Annotated in this window: 11 protein-coding genes; 9 read left to right on the top strand and 2 right to left on the bottom strand. The window is 34.3% G+C overall.

The features are described from left to right. Positions 1 to 137 precede the first annotated feature (137 nt). The 6 genes from galU (at position 138) to ACTYA4_RS09565 (ending at position 10951) form a co-directional block, all read left to right on the top strand. Complete coding sequence (gene galU, locus ACTYA4_RS09590; RefSeq protein ID WP_443482449.1) at positions 138 to 1028, top strand: UTP--glucose-1-phosphate uridylyltransferase GalU; 891 nt, start codon at positions 138 to 140, stop codon at positions 1026 to 1028. A 260-nt stretch (positions 1029 to 1288) separates the two neighbouring features. After that, positions 1289 to 5242: a PA14 domain-containing protein gene (locus ACTYA4_RS09585; protein ID WP_445505622.1), complete on the top strand. Its 3954-nt coding sequence runs from the start codon at positions 1289 to 1291 to the stop codon at positions 5240 to 5242. A gap of 210 nt (positions 5243 to 5452) precedes the next feature. After that, entirely contained in the window at positions 5453 to 7570 is a 2118-nt protein-coding gene (locus tag ACTYA4_RS09580) for a CDP-glycerol glycerophosphotransferase family protein (protein WP_445505610.1), read from the top strand. Positions 7571 to 7934: 364 nt separating this feature from the next. Then, positions 7935 to 8753 carry an ABC transporter permease gene (locus ACTYA4_RS09575; protein ID WP_445505609.1) on the top strand — a complete coding sequence of 273 codons (819 nt, stop codon included), beginning with the start codon at positions 7935 to 7937 and terminating at the stop codon, positions 8751 to 8753. Between the two features lie 13 nt (positions 8754 to 8766). Continuing rightward, a complete protein-coding gene (tagH, locus tag ACTYA4_RS09570) occupies positions 8767 to 9576 on the top strand; it encodes a teichoic acids export ABC transporter ATP-binding subunit TagH (RefSeq protein ID WP_445505608.1) in 810 nt (269 codons plus the stop codon). Between the two features lie 313 nt (positions 9577 to 9889). Further along, a complete protein-coding gene (locus tag ACTYA4_RS09565; protein WP_443482445.1) occupies positions 9890 to 10951 on the top strand; it encodes a glycosyltransferase family 4 protein in 1062 nt (353 codons plus the stop codon). Positions 10952 to 11194: 243 nt separating this feature from the next. Here ACTYA4_RS09565 and ACTYA4_RS09560 read toward each other — a convergent pair whose 3' ends face one another. Together ACTYA4_RS09560 and ACTYA4_RS09555 are read right to left on the bottom strand one after the other, a co-directional pair. Further along, the gene (locus ACTYA4_RS09560; protein ID WP_443482444.1) at positions 11195 to 12262 is read right to left on the bottom strand and encodes an LCP family protein; all 1068 of its coding nucleotides are present in this window, start codon (positions 12260 to 12262) and stop codon (positions 11195 to 11197) included. Between the two features lie 192 nt (positions 12263 to 12454). Continuing rightward, the gene (locus ACTYA4_RS09555) at positions 12455 to 13111 is read right to left on the bottom strand and encodes a YigZ family protein (RefSeq protein WP_443482458.1); all 657 of its coding nucleotides are present in this window, start codon (positions 13109 to 13111) and stop codon (positions 12455 to 12457) included. Between the two features lie 654 nt (positions 13112 to 13765). Between ACTYA4_RS09555 and ACTYA4_RS09550 the strand changes: the two genes are divergently transcribed. The 3 genes from ACTYA4_RS09550 (at position 13766) to sda (ending at position 16393) form a co-directional block, all read left to right on the top strand. After that, positions 13766 to 14908 carry a sensor histidine kinase gene (locus tag ACTYA4_RS09550; RefSeq protein ID WP_443482443.1) on the top strand — a complete coding sequence of 381 codons (1143 nt, stop codon included), beginning with the start codon at positions 13766 to 13768 and terminating at the stop codon, positions 14906 to 14908. A 29-nt stretch (positions 14909 to 14937) separates the two neighbouring features. Further along, positions 14938 to 15624 carry a response regulator gene (locus ACTYA4_RS09545; protein ID WP_443482442.1) on the top strand — a complete coding sequence of 229 codons (687 nt, stop codon included), beginning with the start codon at positions 14938 to 14940 and terminating at the stop codon, positions 15622 to 15624. A 613-nt stretch (positions 15625 to 16237) separates the two neighbouring features. Further along, positions 16238 to 16393: a sporulation histidine kinase inhibitor Sda gene (gene sda / locus ACTYA4_RS09540; RefSeq protein WP_443482441.1), complete on the top strand. Its 156-nt coding sequence runs from the start codon at positions 16238 to 16240 to the stop codon at positions 16391 to 16393. Positions 16394 to 16401 lie beyond the last annotated feature (8 nt).

Here is a 16401-nt window from a genome sequence, read left to right as displayed (position 1 = left end):
AAGAGGAAATGATTGGACATTAGTAATTCTATTGAGGGATAGTCCTATTATTAACTGATAATATGTAGGATAAATATAGACATTTACATGATAAAACTTTAATATATAGGTGGAAGAGGAATTTTTTGGAGGTAGTTATGACAAGAGTAAGAAAAGCTATTATACCTGCTGCTGGATTAGGAACAAGATTTTTGCCTGCAACAAAGGCAATGCCGAAAGAAATGCTGCCAATTGTCGATAAACCAACGATACAATATATAGTAGAGGAAGCAATTGCTTCTGGGATTGAAGATATTATTATTGTAACAGGAAAAGGAAAAAGAGCGATTGAAGATCATTTTGATCATGCTTGGGAATTGGAAGAAAACCTTGTCAGCAAGGAAAAATTTGACCTATTAGAAAAAGTAAAAAAATCATCCAATGTAGATATTCATTATATTCGACAAAAAGCACCAAAAGGACTTGGACATGCTGTTTGGTGTGCTCGCAAGTTTATTGGAGATGAACCTTTTGCTGTTTTATTGGGCGATGACATCGTGGATAGTGAAAAACCTTGCCTTGGCCAATTAATTAATGAATATGAACAAACTTTATCCTCCGTAATTGGGGTTCAAGTTGTTCCAGATTCCGAAACTCATCGTTACGGTATTGTTGATCCGATAGAAGATAACGGAAATAGACGTTACCAAGTCAAAAAATTTGTGGAAAAACCTGCAAAAGGAACAGCCCCTTCAAATTTAGCAATTATTGGACGATATATATTTACACCAGAAATTTTTAAATATCTGGAAGAACAAGAAATTGGCGCTGGCGGTGAAATCCAGTTAACAGATGCAATTGAAAAATTGAATAAAATTCAACGAGTATTTGCATACGAATTTGAAGGAAACCGTTATGACGTAGGAGAACAATTTGGTTTTATCCAGACAACGATTGAATTAGCGTTAAAACGTAATGATATTCGCGATTCGTTAAAACCATATTTAATTCAACTAGCTAAGTCCCTTTCAGAAGAAACGGGTAAGTGAACTCGTTTCTGAATCTTTAAAGAGGTTACCCTTCACCTAATGGAAAAAAGAAGAGGGAAATAGTTTTTTTGTTTTGCTCTATACGCGTTTATGTATAGGGCTTTTTTTGTGGCAGAAGCATGTCTAACTATGTCATATACTGGAAATAAAAAGGGAAATTTTATCGGAAACAGGAAAAAATAACTAGTTTTTTTTGGGAAACTAGCTTAACATTTGTACTAGATTCTTAGATAATAGATTGGGAGTTTTAATCTTTGGAGGTGTACCAAATTAATACTAAAAGAAATGTAAATAGAGTTATTAGTTTTATATTACTTGTTAGCTGTTTTTATGTTCTATTTTCAACGAATGACAGAGCAAGTGCAGAAGGTCTTTGGTCTGGAAGTTACTATAATAATAAGGCATTATCAGGGAAACCTGTTAAAAGTGAATATGATGCTGTTAAATTTAATTGGGGGAAAAATGCACCAATTAAAAAAGTTAAAGCAGATGGTTTTTCTGCTAAATTTGAAAAAAGCATGGATGTGAATGAGCAAAAGGATTATTTTTTAACTTCTTATGCTGATGATGCGATTAGAACGTTTGTGGATAACAAAGTGCAAATTGATAATTGGCGCAATTCTAGTGGGAAATTTAATATGAAAGCTTTGCCCAATATGGCTCAAGGTCACCATACTATTAGAAGCGAGTATTATGAAAATACGAATAATGCAGCTTTGTATTCGGAGATTTTGCCTTTTAATAGTTGGATAGGCTACTACTTTAATAATACGAGATTAAAAGGGGCACCACAGGATGCTTTTATATTAAATGAAAATAACGATACATTATCATTTAATTATGGCAATAATGGACCAGGAGCTAAAAATATAGGAGCAGATAATTATTCTGTCAAATTATCTACTTTTAAACGTTTACCGGCTGGAGAATACATTATTAAAACAAAAGTCAATGAAATGTTAAAGGTTTATATCGACGGAAAAAAAATCATTGATCAACCGAAGTATGGCTCACAGTCTATTAAAATAAAAATAGCAGATACGAAGTCTAAAAGTAATAAGGATGTACATGAAATTAGATTGGAATATGTGGAGAAGAAAGGCAAAAGCTACCTTGATTTTTCAATTAAGCCTTTGCAAACAGAATTATCCTACGATAATTGGTTATCTACCTATCATAATAATCAAAATTTAGCAGGTACAGCAAATGTATATGGAGGAAATAGTGTTGCAAGGAAAATAAATGGTTTATTTTTCAATTGGGACGGTAAACCAAATGCAAAAACGAATAACAATAATTTCTCCGCTTCTTATTACAAGCTGTTAAGGAACGGTGATTATTTTGTCCATGCGATCGCAGATGATGGAGCAAAAGCCAGCATAAACGGGCAAAGTCTTTTCAGCAGGTGGTCTGGGTCTGGCGGCAAAGAAAATAAAGCATTAATAACGGGATTAACAAATGATGACAATACGTTGCGTTTTGACTATCTGGAAAAAGTAAAAAAAGCCTACTTTACAGCAGATGCTGTTCCTTTTGGACAATGGCTCGCATATTATTATCCGAATACGACTATAAGTGGTCTGCCAAAAGCAAAAACGATTCTAAATGGAAATGAATATGGAAATCTTTCTTTTGACTTAGGAAAGGGTGCACCAATAGCTGGCATTCCAACTGATAATTATTCTGCTAAGTTTATGACGGCTTTGAGATTGCCAGAGGGTAAATATGTGATAGATAACATTGCAGACGATGGTGTAAAAATATATCTTGATGATAAGTTAGTGATTAATAGATGGACAAAAGGAAGCACTATCCCAAATAAACTAGTGCTTAACATAACTAATCGAAGCAATGAAGCAGATGATTCTAAAAAGGATGTACACTGGATTCGTGTCGAGTATTTAGAGAAAAAGGGTAAATCAAAATTGAATTTTACCATTAAACCGTTAACTGATTTCATTACATCCTCTGATTGGTTGGGAGTTTCCTATCCAAACAATCATTTGTCAGGAGAAGGATCGATTTTTAACACAAACAATATTCGATATAACTGGGGAAAAGGTGCAGGATTTTCCACTACTAGAAAAGACGGTTTTTCTGCTTCCTTTTACAAAAAAATATCTGGGTTTAATGATTATTTTGTGTATAACTTTGCAGATGATGGGCTTAGAGTAAAGGTCGATGATCAAAATCTTATTTCCAGGTGGAAAAATTCCGGTGGACGATTAAATAGTGCATTAATTAAAAACTTGAGCGATGAGGATCATAAGGTTCAAATCGATTATTATGAAAATACAGGAAATGCCACATTAGCTGCAGATGTACTGCCGCTCGGCGACTGGGTTGCTTATTACTATAATAATAAGGAGTTAACTGGTCATCCTTCTGCGGTGAACTCTTTTAGTACCAATAATAGCATGACATTAGAACAGGATTTTGGATTTAATGGACCTGCTAATGGAATTAAAAATGATATGTTCTCAGCAAAATATGTAACAGCAAAAAGATTAGAAGCGGGAGAATATATTGTCCGAGGCTTGTCTGATGATGGCATGCAAGTATTTATTGACGGCAAGCCCGTTATTAATCAATGGAATGATAGCGAATATCGTGAAAAGGCAACAAAAGTAAGAATTGATGATACGAATAATGATAATATTCACTGGATTGAAGTACGTTATTATGACAATACGAACGAAGCTAAATTTAAGCTATCCCTAACGAAATATGATGAAGGAAATGTAGTGGATAGTTCAGGCTGGCTGGCACAATATTTCTCTGGAATCATTGATCCAAACAATCCTCCTAGCTTTAATATACATGATGCACAGAAAACAATGATTGTTGGTGGAAAAGATTCACTTAATCATATTGAAAATATAAATTTTGATTGGCAGCAAGGTTCGCCAGACGCTTCGATTCCTAATGATCAATTTTCAGCTATTTATAAAAAAGTGATTAATGTGGACGAAAGTGGAAATTACAATTTTGTTGTGACGGCTGATGACGGAGTAATATTAGAAATCGATGGCATTAAAATGATTGATTCATGGAATAACAGCGTCGGCGATAAACGTGAATATTTAGGCTACTATTTACCACAAGGCGATCATACCGTTGTACTGAAATATTATGATGATGCCGCAAATGCTTCTATTAAGTTTGAGATGAGCAAAGCACAGAATGTTTTATCAAATTATTTTTATTTAAATAAATCGCTTGATCAACATGTACAAAATCAAATGTATTTACATCCTCAAACAGATACAAAGTATAAAGCGTATATTATGGAGGATGCTTTAACATTGATAAACAATGGTACACAGGCGATTACTAAGAGTGGAAAATGGAATGTTCGAGGCGGTCCTAGTACTGATTTTTGGAGTATTGGAACATTATCAACGAATAATAAAGTAGATGTAATCGCAAAATCAACGATGGATAATTTCGGTAAATACTGGTATGAGATTAACTATTACAAATATTATGTGCCAGTTGGACCTGTTTTTGAAGGGATTCCATTAAACTATAAAACGGCCTATCATGCGTGGGTCAATGCAAGCCCTAATGATGTGAAGAATTATTTAGATCCTAATAATTTCTTAAACGATGAAAGGCAAAAGCTGCAGTTTTTAGATTTAGCCAGCAGTGCTAATTTAAACGAAGCAGAAGTAAACGAAAAGATTTTGTGGAATAAAGGAATATTTGTTGGAAAAGCAGGGGCGTTTATGCAGGCTGGTGCAACCTATGGCGTAAATGAAATCTATTTAATTGCACATTCAATGCTAGAAACGGGCAATGGAAAATCACAATTAGCAACAGGCGTTACTGTATCAAAAGTGGATGGAAAAGATGTGGAACCGAAAGTAGTTTACAATATGTACGGAATTGGTGCATATGATAGTTCTCCACTTAAAAGCGGCTCGGAATATGCATACAAGCAAGGCTGGTTTACACCAGAGGCTGCCATTATCGGCGGAGCTAAATTTATAGGCCAAACATATATTAATCATCCAACCTATAAACAAAACACATTGTTTGAAATGCGATGGAATCCTAGTCATTCTGATCGTGTTGATTATGGAAAAATGGGTGGTTCCCATCAATATGCTACTGATATTGGTTGGGCTAGCAAGCAAGTAAATTCTATGTATTATATGTATAGTTTATTAAGTTCCTATCGGATGACATTTGATATCCCAACTTTTAAATAAGAAGAAAAGCTGACGCAAAGGTTGATTCCAACTTTTGACGTCAGTTTTTTTAGTCTTAAGTAAACGGGCATTTACTTTTTAAGCTAAATGTGTGTATACGGGGGAAGATTTGATATTTAGTTTGAAATACTTTTCAGTAACCGATATAATGTGTGATAGATTCAAATGCCACGGTTTTTTCTTTATGGAATGTTTGAGAGGAGTAACAAAATGAGTGAATCTGGGTTTGTGCATAAACAAATACAAAAGATTATGATTGATAACCATCAATTATATATAAGCTTTTGTTTTAAAGATGATATATTGAAAGAGCAACAAGCGACACTACTTTTCCTTCAAAGGAGTACAGGACGTTATATAAAGTATCCATTTAAACAAATTGCATTGCAGGAAGGCTACGGAACGTATGAAACGACCATTTCTTTAAAAGAGAATGACAACGTTTTTCACCAAAATGCAGTTTGGGATTTATATGTGTCGCTAGAAGGGGAAGAAGAAAAGAAATATCGTTTAATAAGTAATAGAGCAGATGTAGAACTTAATTATTGTTTATTCCCTAACGAAGGAACGATGTTTTATCCTTATACAACAAATAAAGGAAACATTTCATGTAAAACTACAAAACAAAAAATAGTTGCAAATATAGAAGAAGCCTATTTATCTAAAGAAGGTTCTATTCGTATTTCTGGATATGGTTTTGACCCGAATTGGGGAAGGAATGTACCTGCTAATCAAGTAAAGAATTTAATTATTACCAATAACATAAATGAAGAACAACATAAAGTAAAGTTAGAGTCTACTGAAAGAAAAGACTTAACAGAAAAGTACGGCACAAGCAATAATAATTTTGATTTCATAGGTTTCGAAGGAAAAATAGACTTAAATAAGTATATAAATAATGATTCTTTAATCTACTATCGTTTTTATTTAGAAATACAATATGAGGAAAATGGGGAAACAAAAAGCTTGCTCAGTCCTCGTCTAAAATTTCAATCCTTCAATCCTAAATACTTAAAACAAAAAGCAGTTGCTCCAAGTGTTGCTGGAAAGAAAAAATACTTTCTGAAATCTACAGCCAAAAAACAATTTTTGTCGATAAGAGTGTCAGATTATAATGCAAAACAAGAGTTGAAATCAAGAATAAAAGGAAAACTCCGTAGATTGAAAAGAAGCAAAAAGGCAAAGCTATTATACCAATTGGCTTTTAAATTATTAGGTAAATTACCTTCTAAAAAGAATACGATTGTTTTTGAAAGTTTTTTAGGAAAACAATACAGCTGTAATCCAAGGGCAATATATGAGTATATTCAGGAACATCATCCCGAATACAAATTATATTGGAGTGTAGATAAAAGATTTATTCAGAACTTTGACAACAGAGGAATTGATATTGTTCCAAGATTTTCTGTTAAGTGGTTATTTACGATGTCGAGAGCACAGTACTGGGTGAGTAACAGCCGATTGCCATTATGGATACCAAAACCAAAATATACAACGTATTTGCAGACTTGGCATGGGACTCCGTTAAAAAGACTTGCGGCAGATATGGATGAAGTACATATGCCTGGTACGAATACGGAAAAATACAAAAAGAATTTTTTAATGGAAGCGAGTAATTGGGACTACTTAATTTCACCTAATCAATATTCCAGCGAAATTTTTGCTCGTGCATTCGGATTTGATAAAACGATGATTGAGTCTGGCTATCCTCGAAATGATGCATTATTTAATGATAATACACAAGAGAATTTAGCTGCTTTAAAAGAAAAGTTTGGATTGCCATTAGATAAAAAAGTGATTTTATATGCTCCTACATGGAGAGATGATCAATTTTACGGAAAAGGGAAATATAAGTTTGATTTAGAATTAGATTTAAATAAGCTCAGAGAAGAATTAGGCGATGAGTATATTATTGTGTTAAGAATGCATTATTTAGTTGCAGAGAATTTGGATCTTACTCCATATAGCGGATTTGCCTATGACTTTTCTAATTATGAAGATATTAGAGAGCTATACTTAATTTCAGACTTGTTGATTACAGACTACTCTTCTGTATTTTTTGATTACGGAAACTTAAGACGACCAATGATTTTTTATGTTTATGATATCGACAGCTATCGAGATAAATTACGTGGTTTTTATTTTGATTTTGAAAAAACAGCTCCAGGTCCGCTTGCGAAAACAACGGATGAGGTAATTGATTACATCAAACAAGCTAGTACTAAGCCATTGGATCATCAGTTTGACCAGTTTTATCAACAGTTTTGTTATTTAGAAGATGGGGAAGCTTCTAAAAGGGTGGTAGAGGAAGTATTTCTGAAAAAATAACAATTAAGGGTGAATGCCTGAAACTCTAAGTGAAGCGTTTTTTCAGAAGGCTGTTTTCTCAAAGTTCGTTGTTTTTCACATGAAAAATGGGAGAAGAAGTACTCAGCAGACTGAATACACGTAGACTCCTGTGGGAATGCGAGAAAGACGAGACCCCACAGGAGCGTATGCGACGAGGAGGCTCGACGCTCGCCCACGGAAAGCGAAGTGTATACAGGCTGCGAGTTTAAAAGCAACATTCTATACGAAAACAGCCTCTCAGAAACAGGTGAAGCTGATTTTCACCTGTTTCCCCAATGCTTCCGTTTTCTGAATAAAAGTAGACTGCTGGCTTACAAAAGTCTAAGGGAAGGATACATGATTTATGGGTTCAATGTTTAAAGTGCTGAAAGAGCAGTATGATAATTTTCATTTAATTAAAAGATTATCATTGTATGAATTAAAAAGTGCAAATAATAATAACTACTTAGGAATGTTTTGGGAAGTCTTCAATCCGGCCATTCAAATCGCCATTTATTGGTTTGTTTTTGGGTTTGTGCAGGATAGAGATCCGATTGAATATCCAGGAGGAGGAACGTATGATTATTTCTCATGGATGCTGGCAGGGATTGTTATTTGGTTTTTTATTTATCCATCGATAACGCATGGATCAAAATCCATCTATACAAGGCTGAAAATGGTATCTAGAATGAACTTTCCACTAAGCGCCATTCCGTCTTATGTCATTTTATCAAAACTGTATCCACAGCTATTGTTGATGATTGTGACGATTATTGCTTTTCAATTTATGGGGCTGCCAATTAATATCTATTATATTCAGCTTCCATACTTTTTGTTTGCAACAATAATATTTCTGTTTTCTTTATCATTGATTACTTCTACAATTGCCACAATTGTAAGAGATTTTCAAATGTTGATTCAGTCGCTGATGAGAGTGCTACTGTATGTCACTCCCATTCTTTGGCCGTTAGACCATTTTAATTCTCTTTTTAAATTCGTTATGAGGTTAAATCCTTTTTATTATTTAGTGGAAGGATATCGATATGCTCTTTTAGGTGAAGGCTGGTTTATCGTAGAGCATTGGCACTTTACTATTTATTTTTGGGTTATTGTTTTGATTATGCTTTCAGTAGGTTCGTATTTACATGTAAGATTTAGAAAGCACTTTATTGATTTCTTATAATGGAAGTGATCGAATGAAAAAATCAGTTGTTGTAAAAAATTTAACAAAAAGATATAAATTATACACTAGTAATAAAGAGCGGTTATTTGATATCTTTTTGCCAAAAAGCTATGGAGAACCTTTCTATGCACTGAGAGATGTAAGTTTTGAAGCAGAAAAAGGCGATACCATTGGTTTTGTTGGCATTAATGGATCAGGAAAATCGACTCTTTCCAATATTATTGCTGGGATTGTACCGGAAACTTCAGGAACGGTTGAAATAGATGGGCAAGCATCTTTAATTGCTGTTGCAGCAGGTTTAAACAATCAGCTTACTGGAAGAGAAAATATAGAATTAAAATGTTTAATGCTCGGCTTTAGCAAAGAAAAAATTCGCAGATTGGAGCCAGAGATCATCGAGTTTGCTGAATTAGGCAAGTTTATTGATCAGCCGGTTAAATCCTACAGCAGTGGGATGCGTTCAAGATTAGGCTTTTCTATTTCTGTTCATACAGATCCAGATGTTTTAATTATTGATGAAGCATTATCTGTTGGTGATAAAGCATTTGGTGAAAAATGTTTTGAGAAAATGCGTGAATTTAAAGCAAAAGGGAAAACAATGTTTTTCGTCAGCCACTCAATCGGTCAAATGAAACAATTTTGCGATAAAGCGATTTGGTTGGAATACGGAAAAGTAAAAATGGAAGGAAGCATTAAAGAAGTTATTCCTGCATATGAAAAATTTCTAGACGAGTATAAAAAAATGTCGAATGCAGAAAAGAAAAGGTATCGGGAAGAGGCATCAAAAGACCAAAGTGAAGAAATTGCCGCAGCATTAAGTTAATAAAAACCAATAAAAACAACCTTATTTCTAGTGACTAGAAATAAGGTTGTTTTTTTAAAAATACAGTTTAAATCAAAAAGATTAAATTTGTTTATACTATTAGTGCAACTTTTTTTTATATTCTTTCGTCTTATATATTAAAGGTTAAGTGGAAGTGAAGAAAATATATTTTTTTTGTAATAAAAATGTAAAAGAAGGAAACGAAATTTTCAACTAAGCTTGTTTGGAATGTGCTATAATAAACTCCGATATAAGGTTTGAAAAGACATATGTATAGAAATGTACGTATAGTGGGGCAGGAAGGAGGCTCTTTATGATTTATGTAATGCTTATTATATGTTTTTTTGGTTCCATCTTGTTAACTCCACTAGTGAAAAAATTGGCATTTAAACTAGGAGCAATGGATAAACCAGAACAAAGGAAAGTGCATCAAAAAATTATGCCTCGTATGGGCGGTTTAGCAATATATATTAGTTTTGTTATAGGAGCTTTAATTATTAACCCAGATAAAGCGTATCATTATCCTATTTTAATAGGAAGTGTGATTATTATCGTTACTGGCATGTTAGATGATATATATAATCTTTCTGCTAAAATTAAATTCGGAGCACAAACAATCGCAGCTATGGTGGTCGTAATATGGGGAGGAGTGCAAGTTGAATTTATCAACCTTCCATTCGGCGGGCAGCTCCAATTCGGATTTTTAGATATTCCTATCACAATATTATGGATTGTTGGAATCACGAATGCGATTAATTTAATTGATGGGTTAGATGGGTTGGCAGCAGGCGTTTCATCCATCGCGTTGTTCACCATTACTGGCATGGCAATGATTATGGGGAATGGCTACGTTATTGCTATTTCATCTATCGCTTTAGCGAGTACTTTAGGCTTTTTATTTTTCAATTTTTATCCAGCGAAGATTTTTATGGGGGATACGGGTGCTTTGTTCCTCGGTTACATCATTGCTGTCATGTCTTTATTAGGATTTAAAAATGTAACATTAATTTCATTTGTTATTCCTGTTATTATTTTAGGTGTACCTATTTCAGATACTTTCTTTGCCATCATACGCAGATTAATTAATAAACAGCCATTATCAGCACCAGATAAATCCCATCTTCATCATTGTCTGTTGAAAATCGGATTTACCCACCGCCAAACGGTTATTATCATTTATGCAATGGCAACATTTTTTGGGCTTGTTGCCGTAATCTTCTCACAGGCAAAAGTATGGGGAGCTATTTTATTAATTGTCATTATGCTCATAATTATCGAATTGTTTGTAGAGAAAATCGGATTAGTAGGAAAAAATTATAAGCCATTAATAAAGTTTTTTAATGATTTACGATATACAACAGAAAAAAATAAATAATCGAAGCAGCTATTCTGAATAAAGGAATAGCTGCTTTTTTATGGAAAAGAGCGAATTTAAAAAATAGTCTCTTTTCGTATAGAGTGTTGTTATTTTTATCCCGCGGGAGTCTACGGGTATTCAGGCTGCTTAGTGCTTCAGCCATGGTTATTATTTTATTCAAAAACAACAAACTTTCAGAAAACAGCCAAAAAATAAAAAGCTTGAGGTTTAGAATTCCTCAAGCTTTTCTTTTATAGGGTATTAACTGTCGCCGCTTATTGTAGAATCATTTGCAACATCGGATGTAGTATCTGTCGATGTGTCATTGTTCTCTGTTGCAAGATTATTTTTCGTAATGCCTAAATGATTTTGCAGTATGGTCTTTGTTTCTTCAAGCGCTGTTTCATCAAGCTGATAAATATATTTGCCGTTTATGTTTCCATCGCTTCCAGTCAATGTTAAGCTGTCAATCTGCAGACCATTTTCAGCAGTTGCATATGCCAAGAAGGATTGAATATCACTAAAGGATAAATCGGTTGTCATATTGTCACCGACAGCCTCCATTAAACTGGAGTATTTTGTAATACCTTTCGCTGATACAGCTTTATTCATAATTGCTTTTAAAATAAGCTGCTGCCGTTTTCCGCGTTCAATATCATTATCAATTTTACGAGTTCTGGCAAGTGCCAACGCTTGTTCCCCATTTAGTGTTTGAAGTCCTTTTTCTAGATGAATAGCGCCTTTTTTATCTTTTGAATTCTGTTCTGAAAAAGTAACAGGCACATCGACCTCTATCCCATCAAGTGCTTCTACAATATCCATAAATGCATCAAAATTCATTTTGACATAATAATCAACAGGTATATCTAATAAATTTTCGACTGTTTCGATTGTAGAGCTAACACCGCCGAAATAATGGGCATGAGTGATTTTATCACTGTATCCTCTTTCCGGAATATACACATAAGAATCACGAGGTATACTCAGCAATTTAACTGATTTTTCTTTTTCATTTAATGTTGCCAGCATTAATGCATCTGATCGTGCGCGAGTGCTTCCTGATTGGGTGGATCTTTTTTTACTATCGTCCACTCCGACAAACAGAATGGATACATCGTCGATTTTTGGGTCTACTTTTGTTTCCCTTTTTGACTCTCTATCAATTGGCTGATACGAATTATTTATAACAGACTTTGCTTTTGTATATAGAAAAGCCCCATAGCCAATACCGCTTACTGCCAACACCAATAACGGGAGCAGAATAAATGTCATGATTCTTTTCTTTCTTTTTCGCTTTTTATTTATATATATTTCTCTATTTGAAGCCATTGATTTCTCCTTTAAATAGATTTTTGTCGAAGATAGTCGTTATATATCTATTCTACTATCTAATAGTCCTATCGTACACTAGTGATTTGTTTCTTTATGGTGGATTTTGATGGAAATGTGAAAATATTATAATAGTGCCTGTTCAAAAAGGAAACAAATTAGAAGCAAGCCAACGAAGAGACTCGCCGCTTATCATTTGGTGCCTTTTTGAACATCCTCTAATAAGGTTTCTAAATACACTTCTTCTTTTTCGGTGATGATGGCTTGACCATTTGTTAAATCAGTTATCCAATCTTTAAAGTCTTGAATATGGTCTATTTCGATAAAGGTTTCTATTTCTACAGCTTCTAAATAATGAATCTCTTTTATTTGATAAGGAGAGGATCTTAACTCATTTTCCAATTTTCCAAGGAAAGTATAGTCTATACTCGTGCTAATAATCCTCATTAATTTTCTTTCTACCACACCGGTAGCAGCTATTCCCTCAGAAGTGGCTTTCCCATACGCACGAATTAAGCCGCCTGCGCCTAACTTAATCCCTCCGAAGTAGCGGGTAACAACAACAACCGTATCTTTTAAATGCTTTTTCTTTAAAACTTCCAGCATAGGTACACCAGCTGTTCCACTAGGCTCTCCATCATCATTTGCTTTTTGAATTTGATCATGTTCACCAATTAAATAAGCAGAGCAATTATGGGTTGCATCTTTATGCTTTTTTTTAATTTCTTGAATAAATTCCTGTGCTTTTTCTTCTGTTTCAACTCTTTGGATATGTGCAATAAAACGTGACTTTTGAATAATCAGTTCATGTTCACCGTACCCTTGTACAGTATGATAGCAAGGAAGCATCAAATATCGCTCCTTTCAGTAAAACCGTGAATAAGAGGTTGTTCAAAAAGTCCGGGCTTGTAAATCTCTTCGCTGCATTATCACTCAGTCCTTGTGCAATGCTTTACGCTCCAGGCTTTGTGACTTCCGCCCATTAGTCCTTCTCCGCTCTGATTGCCCTCCTTTTGAACGCCTGCTATAAATAAAAAAGTATTGTAAAATAATAAAATGTTGCTTTCGTAATAAGTTTCTCTTTACAGCCTTATTTCATTATAATTCGACATGGATGATACTTCAATTATTGATGTGTTTGTAATGAAATTTTAATATTCATAACGGTGTCCCATGGTATAATAAGAAAAACTCCATGCTCAAAAAGTCCTCTTTTTTAACTCAAAAAAGAAAGCGTTTAGAAGAGTATGTAGTATTGTCGTCCACATATTTGTGGAAAAATTAACTGAGAGAATTTCTTGCTAAGTATCTTTCGCAACATGTCCATAAAAAAGTTCTTTCGGTATCATTAATCTTATAATAAAAAAACAAAAATAGGATATAAGTCTTAATGAATTGGGAAACATATAGGAACATGAACGAATCTAATATATATTTTTTAACTGTCACGCTTAAATAAGACTAGTTACAGGAAGGGTTTTCGGCCTTTTGGAGGAATTATATATGCTAATAAAGAAATTTGACACAAAAGCGTTAGATTTTATTTTAGAAAAAATGATCGAAACGGTCGGATCTAGTAAGGAAGAAATCTTTCGGATTGGCGAACAGTGTCGACAAGATTATGAAACATTAACAGAAGAGTTGAAAGAAATAAAAGCATTGGTGCTACAGACAATAGACCAAGGTGACAAGCTGGAGATACAATCTCGTTTTGCTAGGAAAAGGTTATCAGAAGTAAGCCAACATTTTAAAGAGTATTCTGAATCAGAAGTACGAGAAGCCTATGAAAAGGCCCATAATCTGCAGATGGATTTAAACACGAATCGTCATCTGGAGAAGCAATATCGTAACCGGCGTGATGATATTGAAAGACGATTAATTGGGTTAGATGAAACGATAGAACGAGCAGATCAACTTGTAACGCAAATTGCTGTAGTAATGAATTATTTAATCAGTGATTTAAAGCAAGTTGGTGAAGTGTTAGAAGATGCGAAGCAAAAACAGGATTTCGGGTTGAAAATTATAGGGGCACAAGAAGAAGAAAGAAAACGGCTTTCAAGAGAGATTCATGACGGGCCTGCACAAATGATGGCAAATGTGATGATGCGTTCGGATTTAATTGAAAGAATATATAAAGAAAATGGCGAAGAAGAGGCGTTTAAAGAAATAAAAAGCCTTAAAGTAATGGTGCGCAATGCCTTGTATGAAGTCCGTAGAATTATATATGATCTTCGTCCAATGGCTCTTGATGATTTAGGACTAATTCCTACATTAAAAAAATATTTGCAAACGATTGAAGAGTATCATCAAACTACAAATATTGCTTTTTCTACTATTGGGAAGGAAGCAAGGCTGCCTAGCAAATATGAAGTAGCATTGTTTCGCCTCGTTCAAGAATCCGTACAAAATGCATTAAAGCATTCAGAAGCAAAAATGATTACTGTTCAGATAGAAATACGGAGAGAGCAAGTAATTGTTATGGTTAAAGATGACGGAAAAGGCTTTGATAAAGAACAAAAAAAGCCGGAATCTTTTGGACTAATAGGAATGAAAGAAAGAGTAGAATTGCTTAAAGGCGAGTTAACGATTGATACAAAGCCAGGAAATGGAACGATTGTGATGATAAATGTTCCCGTTCAAAATTAAAGAAGAGAGAAAAAAGGGAGGCGAAACAATTGACTACAAAAATTGTCATTATAGATGATCATCAATTGTTCAGAGAAGGAGTAAAACGTATTTTAGATTTTGAATCAAGTTTTGATGTTGTGGCAGAAGGATATGATGGAACGCAAGCAGTAGAACTTGTGGAAAAATACGAGCCAGATGTAACGATCATGGATATTAATATGCCTACAATAAATGGGGTAGAAGCTACTAAACTGCTTTTAGAAAAATTTCCAGATACAAAAGTAATAATTCTATCTATTCATGATGATGAAAATTATGTTACACATGCATTAAAAACAGGCGCTAGCGGCTACTTGTTAAAGGAAATGGATGCGGATGCATTAGTTGACGCAGTGAAAGTAGTTGCAGACGGTGGATCCTATTTACATCCAAAAGTTACACATAACTTAGTAAATGAATATCGTCGATTAGCATTAGAAGAGTCAGGCCATAATGATCATTATGTGCAAGCGGTTGAAATCAGACGGCCTCTTCATTTATTAACACGTCGCGAGTGTGAAGTATTGCAGCTTCTTGCAGACGGCAAAAGCAATAGAGGAATTGGAGAAGCTTTATTTATTAGTGAAAAGACAGTAAAAAACCATGTAAGTAATATTTTACAAAAAATGAATGTAAATGACCGAACACAAGCAGTTGTTTTTGCAATAAAAAATGGCTGGGTAGAGGTTCGATAAAAATGGTGTCCCTATTAGGGCGCCATTTTTTCTTGTCGTCCAGGAAGTTATAAACGAAATGGGATTGTGGATAACTTGGCGGTTGTGTCCGCATCCAGCTCCAGCGCCTAGCTCTTGTGAAAAATAACCCCATGCCTCTAAAAGTAAAAAGCACTTTTTGAGTCATGTGAACATTTTTCTTCAGAGCTATTCAAGGCGCTTGCGCTTTTGTTCTGTAATGATTATTTTTTGAAAGAAACGATACAATACAATATACATGTTCCGACAGTGAGATGACACTACCTATATTTTATTATAGGCTATGTTAAAGCTCATTGTTGATTTTGGCACTATGTTGATTGGGAGTGGAAGGCGTGAGACTCCTGCGGGAAAAGCGAGTCAGAGGGAGACCCCACACGCGCAAAGCGCCGAGGAGGCTCCTGGACCGCCCGCGGAAAGCGAACGCCTGGTACGGAAATCAACAGGCAAGTTTAACAGAGCCTTATTATAAAAAATGGCAAATAGGTTGGGGGGAAAAGTGAACTTTTAGTGAAAAATGACAATTCAATAGTTTTGCAATATGAATCATTTTAAGGCAAACTATTCATAAAGATAAGGGATAGGAGTGTTTGCGTTGAGTGGAATAAAAAATCTATCAAATGCTGAATTATTACATGCTTATCACCTAGCTGTATCTTTAAAGTTAGAACCAGAATTTCTTGGAATTTTGGTGGAAGAAATAAAAAGAAGAAATATTAATGTAATAAATAAACAAGAAGCGAATTACTGATAGATAAA

It is taken from the genome of Niallia yueguangensis (genome assembly GCF_052663115.1).
This window is presented reverse-complemented; position numbering and strand designations above follow the sequence as displayed.

Excerpts from the sequence above, each read along its gene's own strand:
- galU (WP_443482449.1), top strand. The coding sequence starts at position 138 with ATGACAAGAGTAAGAAAAGCTATTATACCTGCTGCTGGATTAGGAACA.
- ACTYA4_RS09580 (WP_445505610.1), top strand. The coding sequence starts at position 5,453 with ATGAGTGAATCTGGGTTTGTGCATAAACAAATACAAAAGATTATGATT.
- ACTYA4_RS09575 (WP_445505609.1), top strand. The coding sequence starts at position 7,935 with ATGGGTTCAATGTTTAAAGTGCTGAAAGAGCAGTATGATAATTTTCAT.
- tagH (WP_445505608.1), top strand. The coding sequence starts at position 8,767 with ATGAAAAAATCAGTTGTTGTAAAAAATTTAACAAAAAGATATAAATTA.
- ACTYA4_RS09565 (WP_443482445.1), top strand. The coding sequence starts at position 9,890 with ATGATTTATGTAATGCTTATTATATGTTTTTTTGGTTCCATCTTGTTA.
- ACTYA4_RS09560 (WP_443482444.1), bottom strand. The coding sequence starts at position 12,262 with ATGGCTTCAAATAGAGAAATATATATAAATAAAAAGCGAAAAAGAAAG.
- ACTYA4_RS09555 (WP_443482458.1), bottom strand. The coding sequence starts at position 13,111 with ATGCTTCCTTGCTATCATACTGTACAAGGGTACGGTGAACATGAACTG.
- ACTYA4_RS09550 (WP_443482443.1), top strand. The coding sequence starts at position 13,766 with ATGCTAATAAAGAAATTTGACACAAAAGCGTTAGATTTTATTTTAGAA.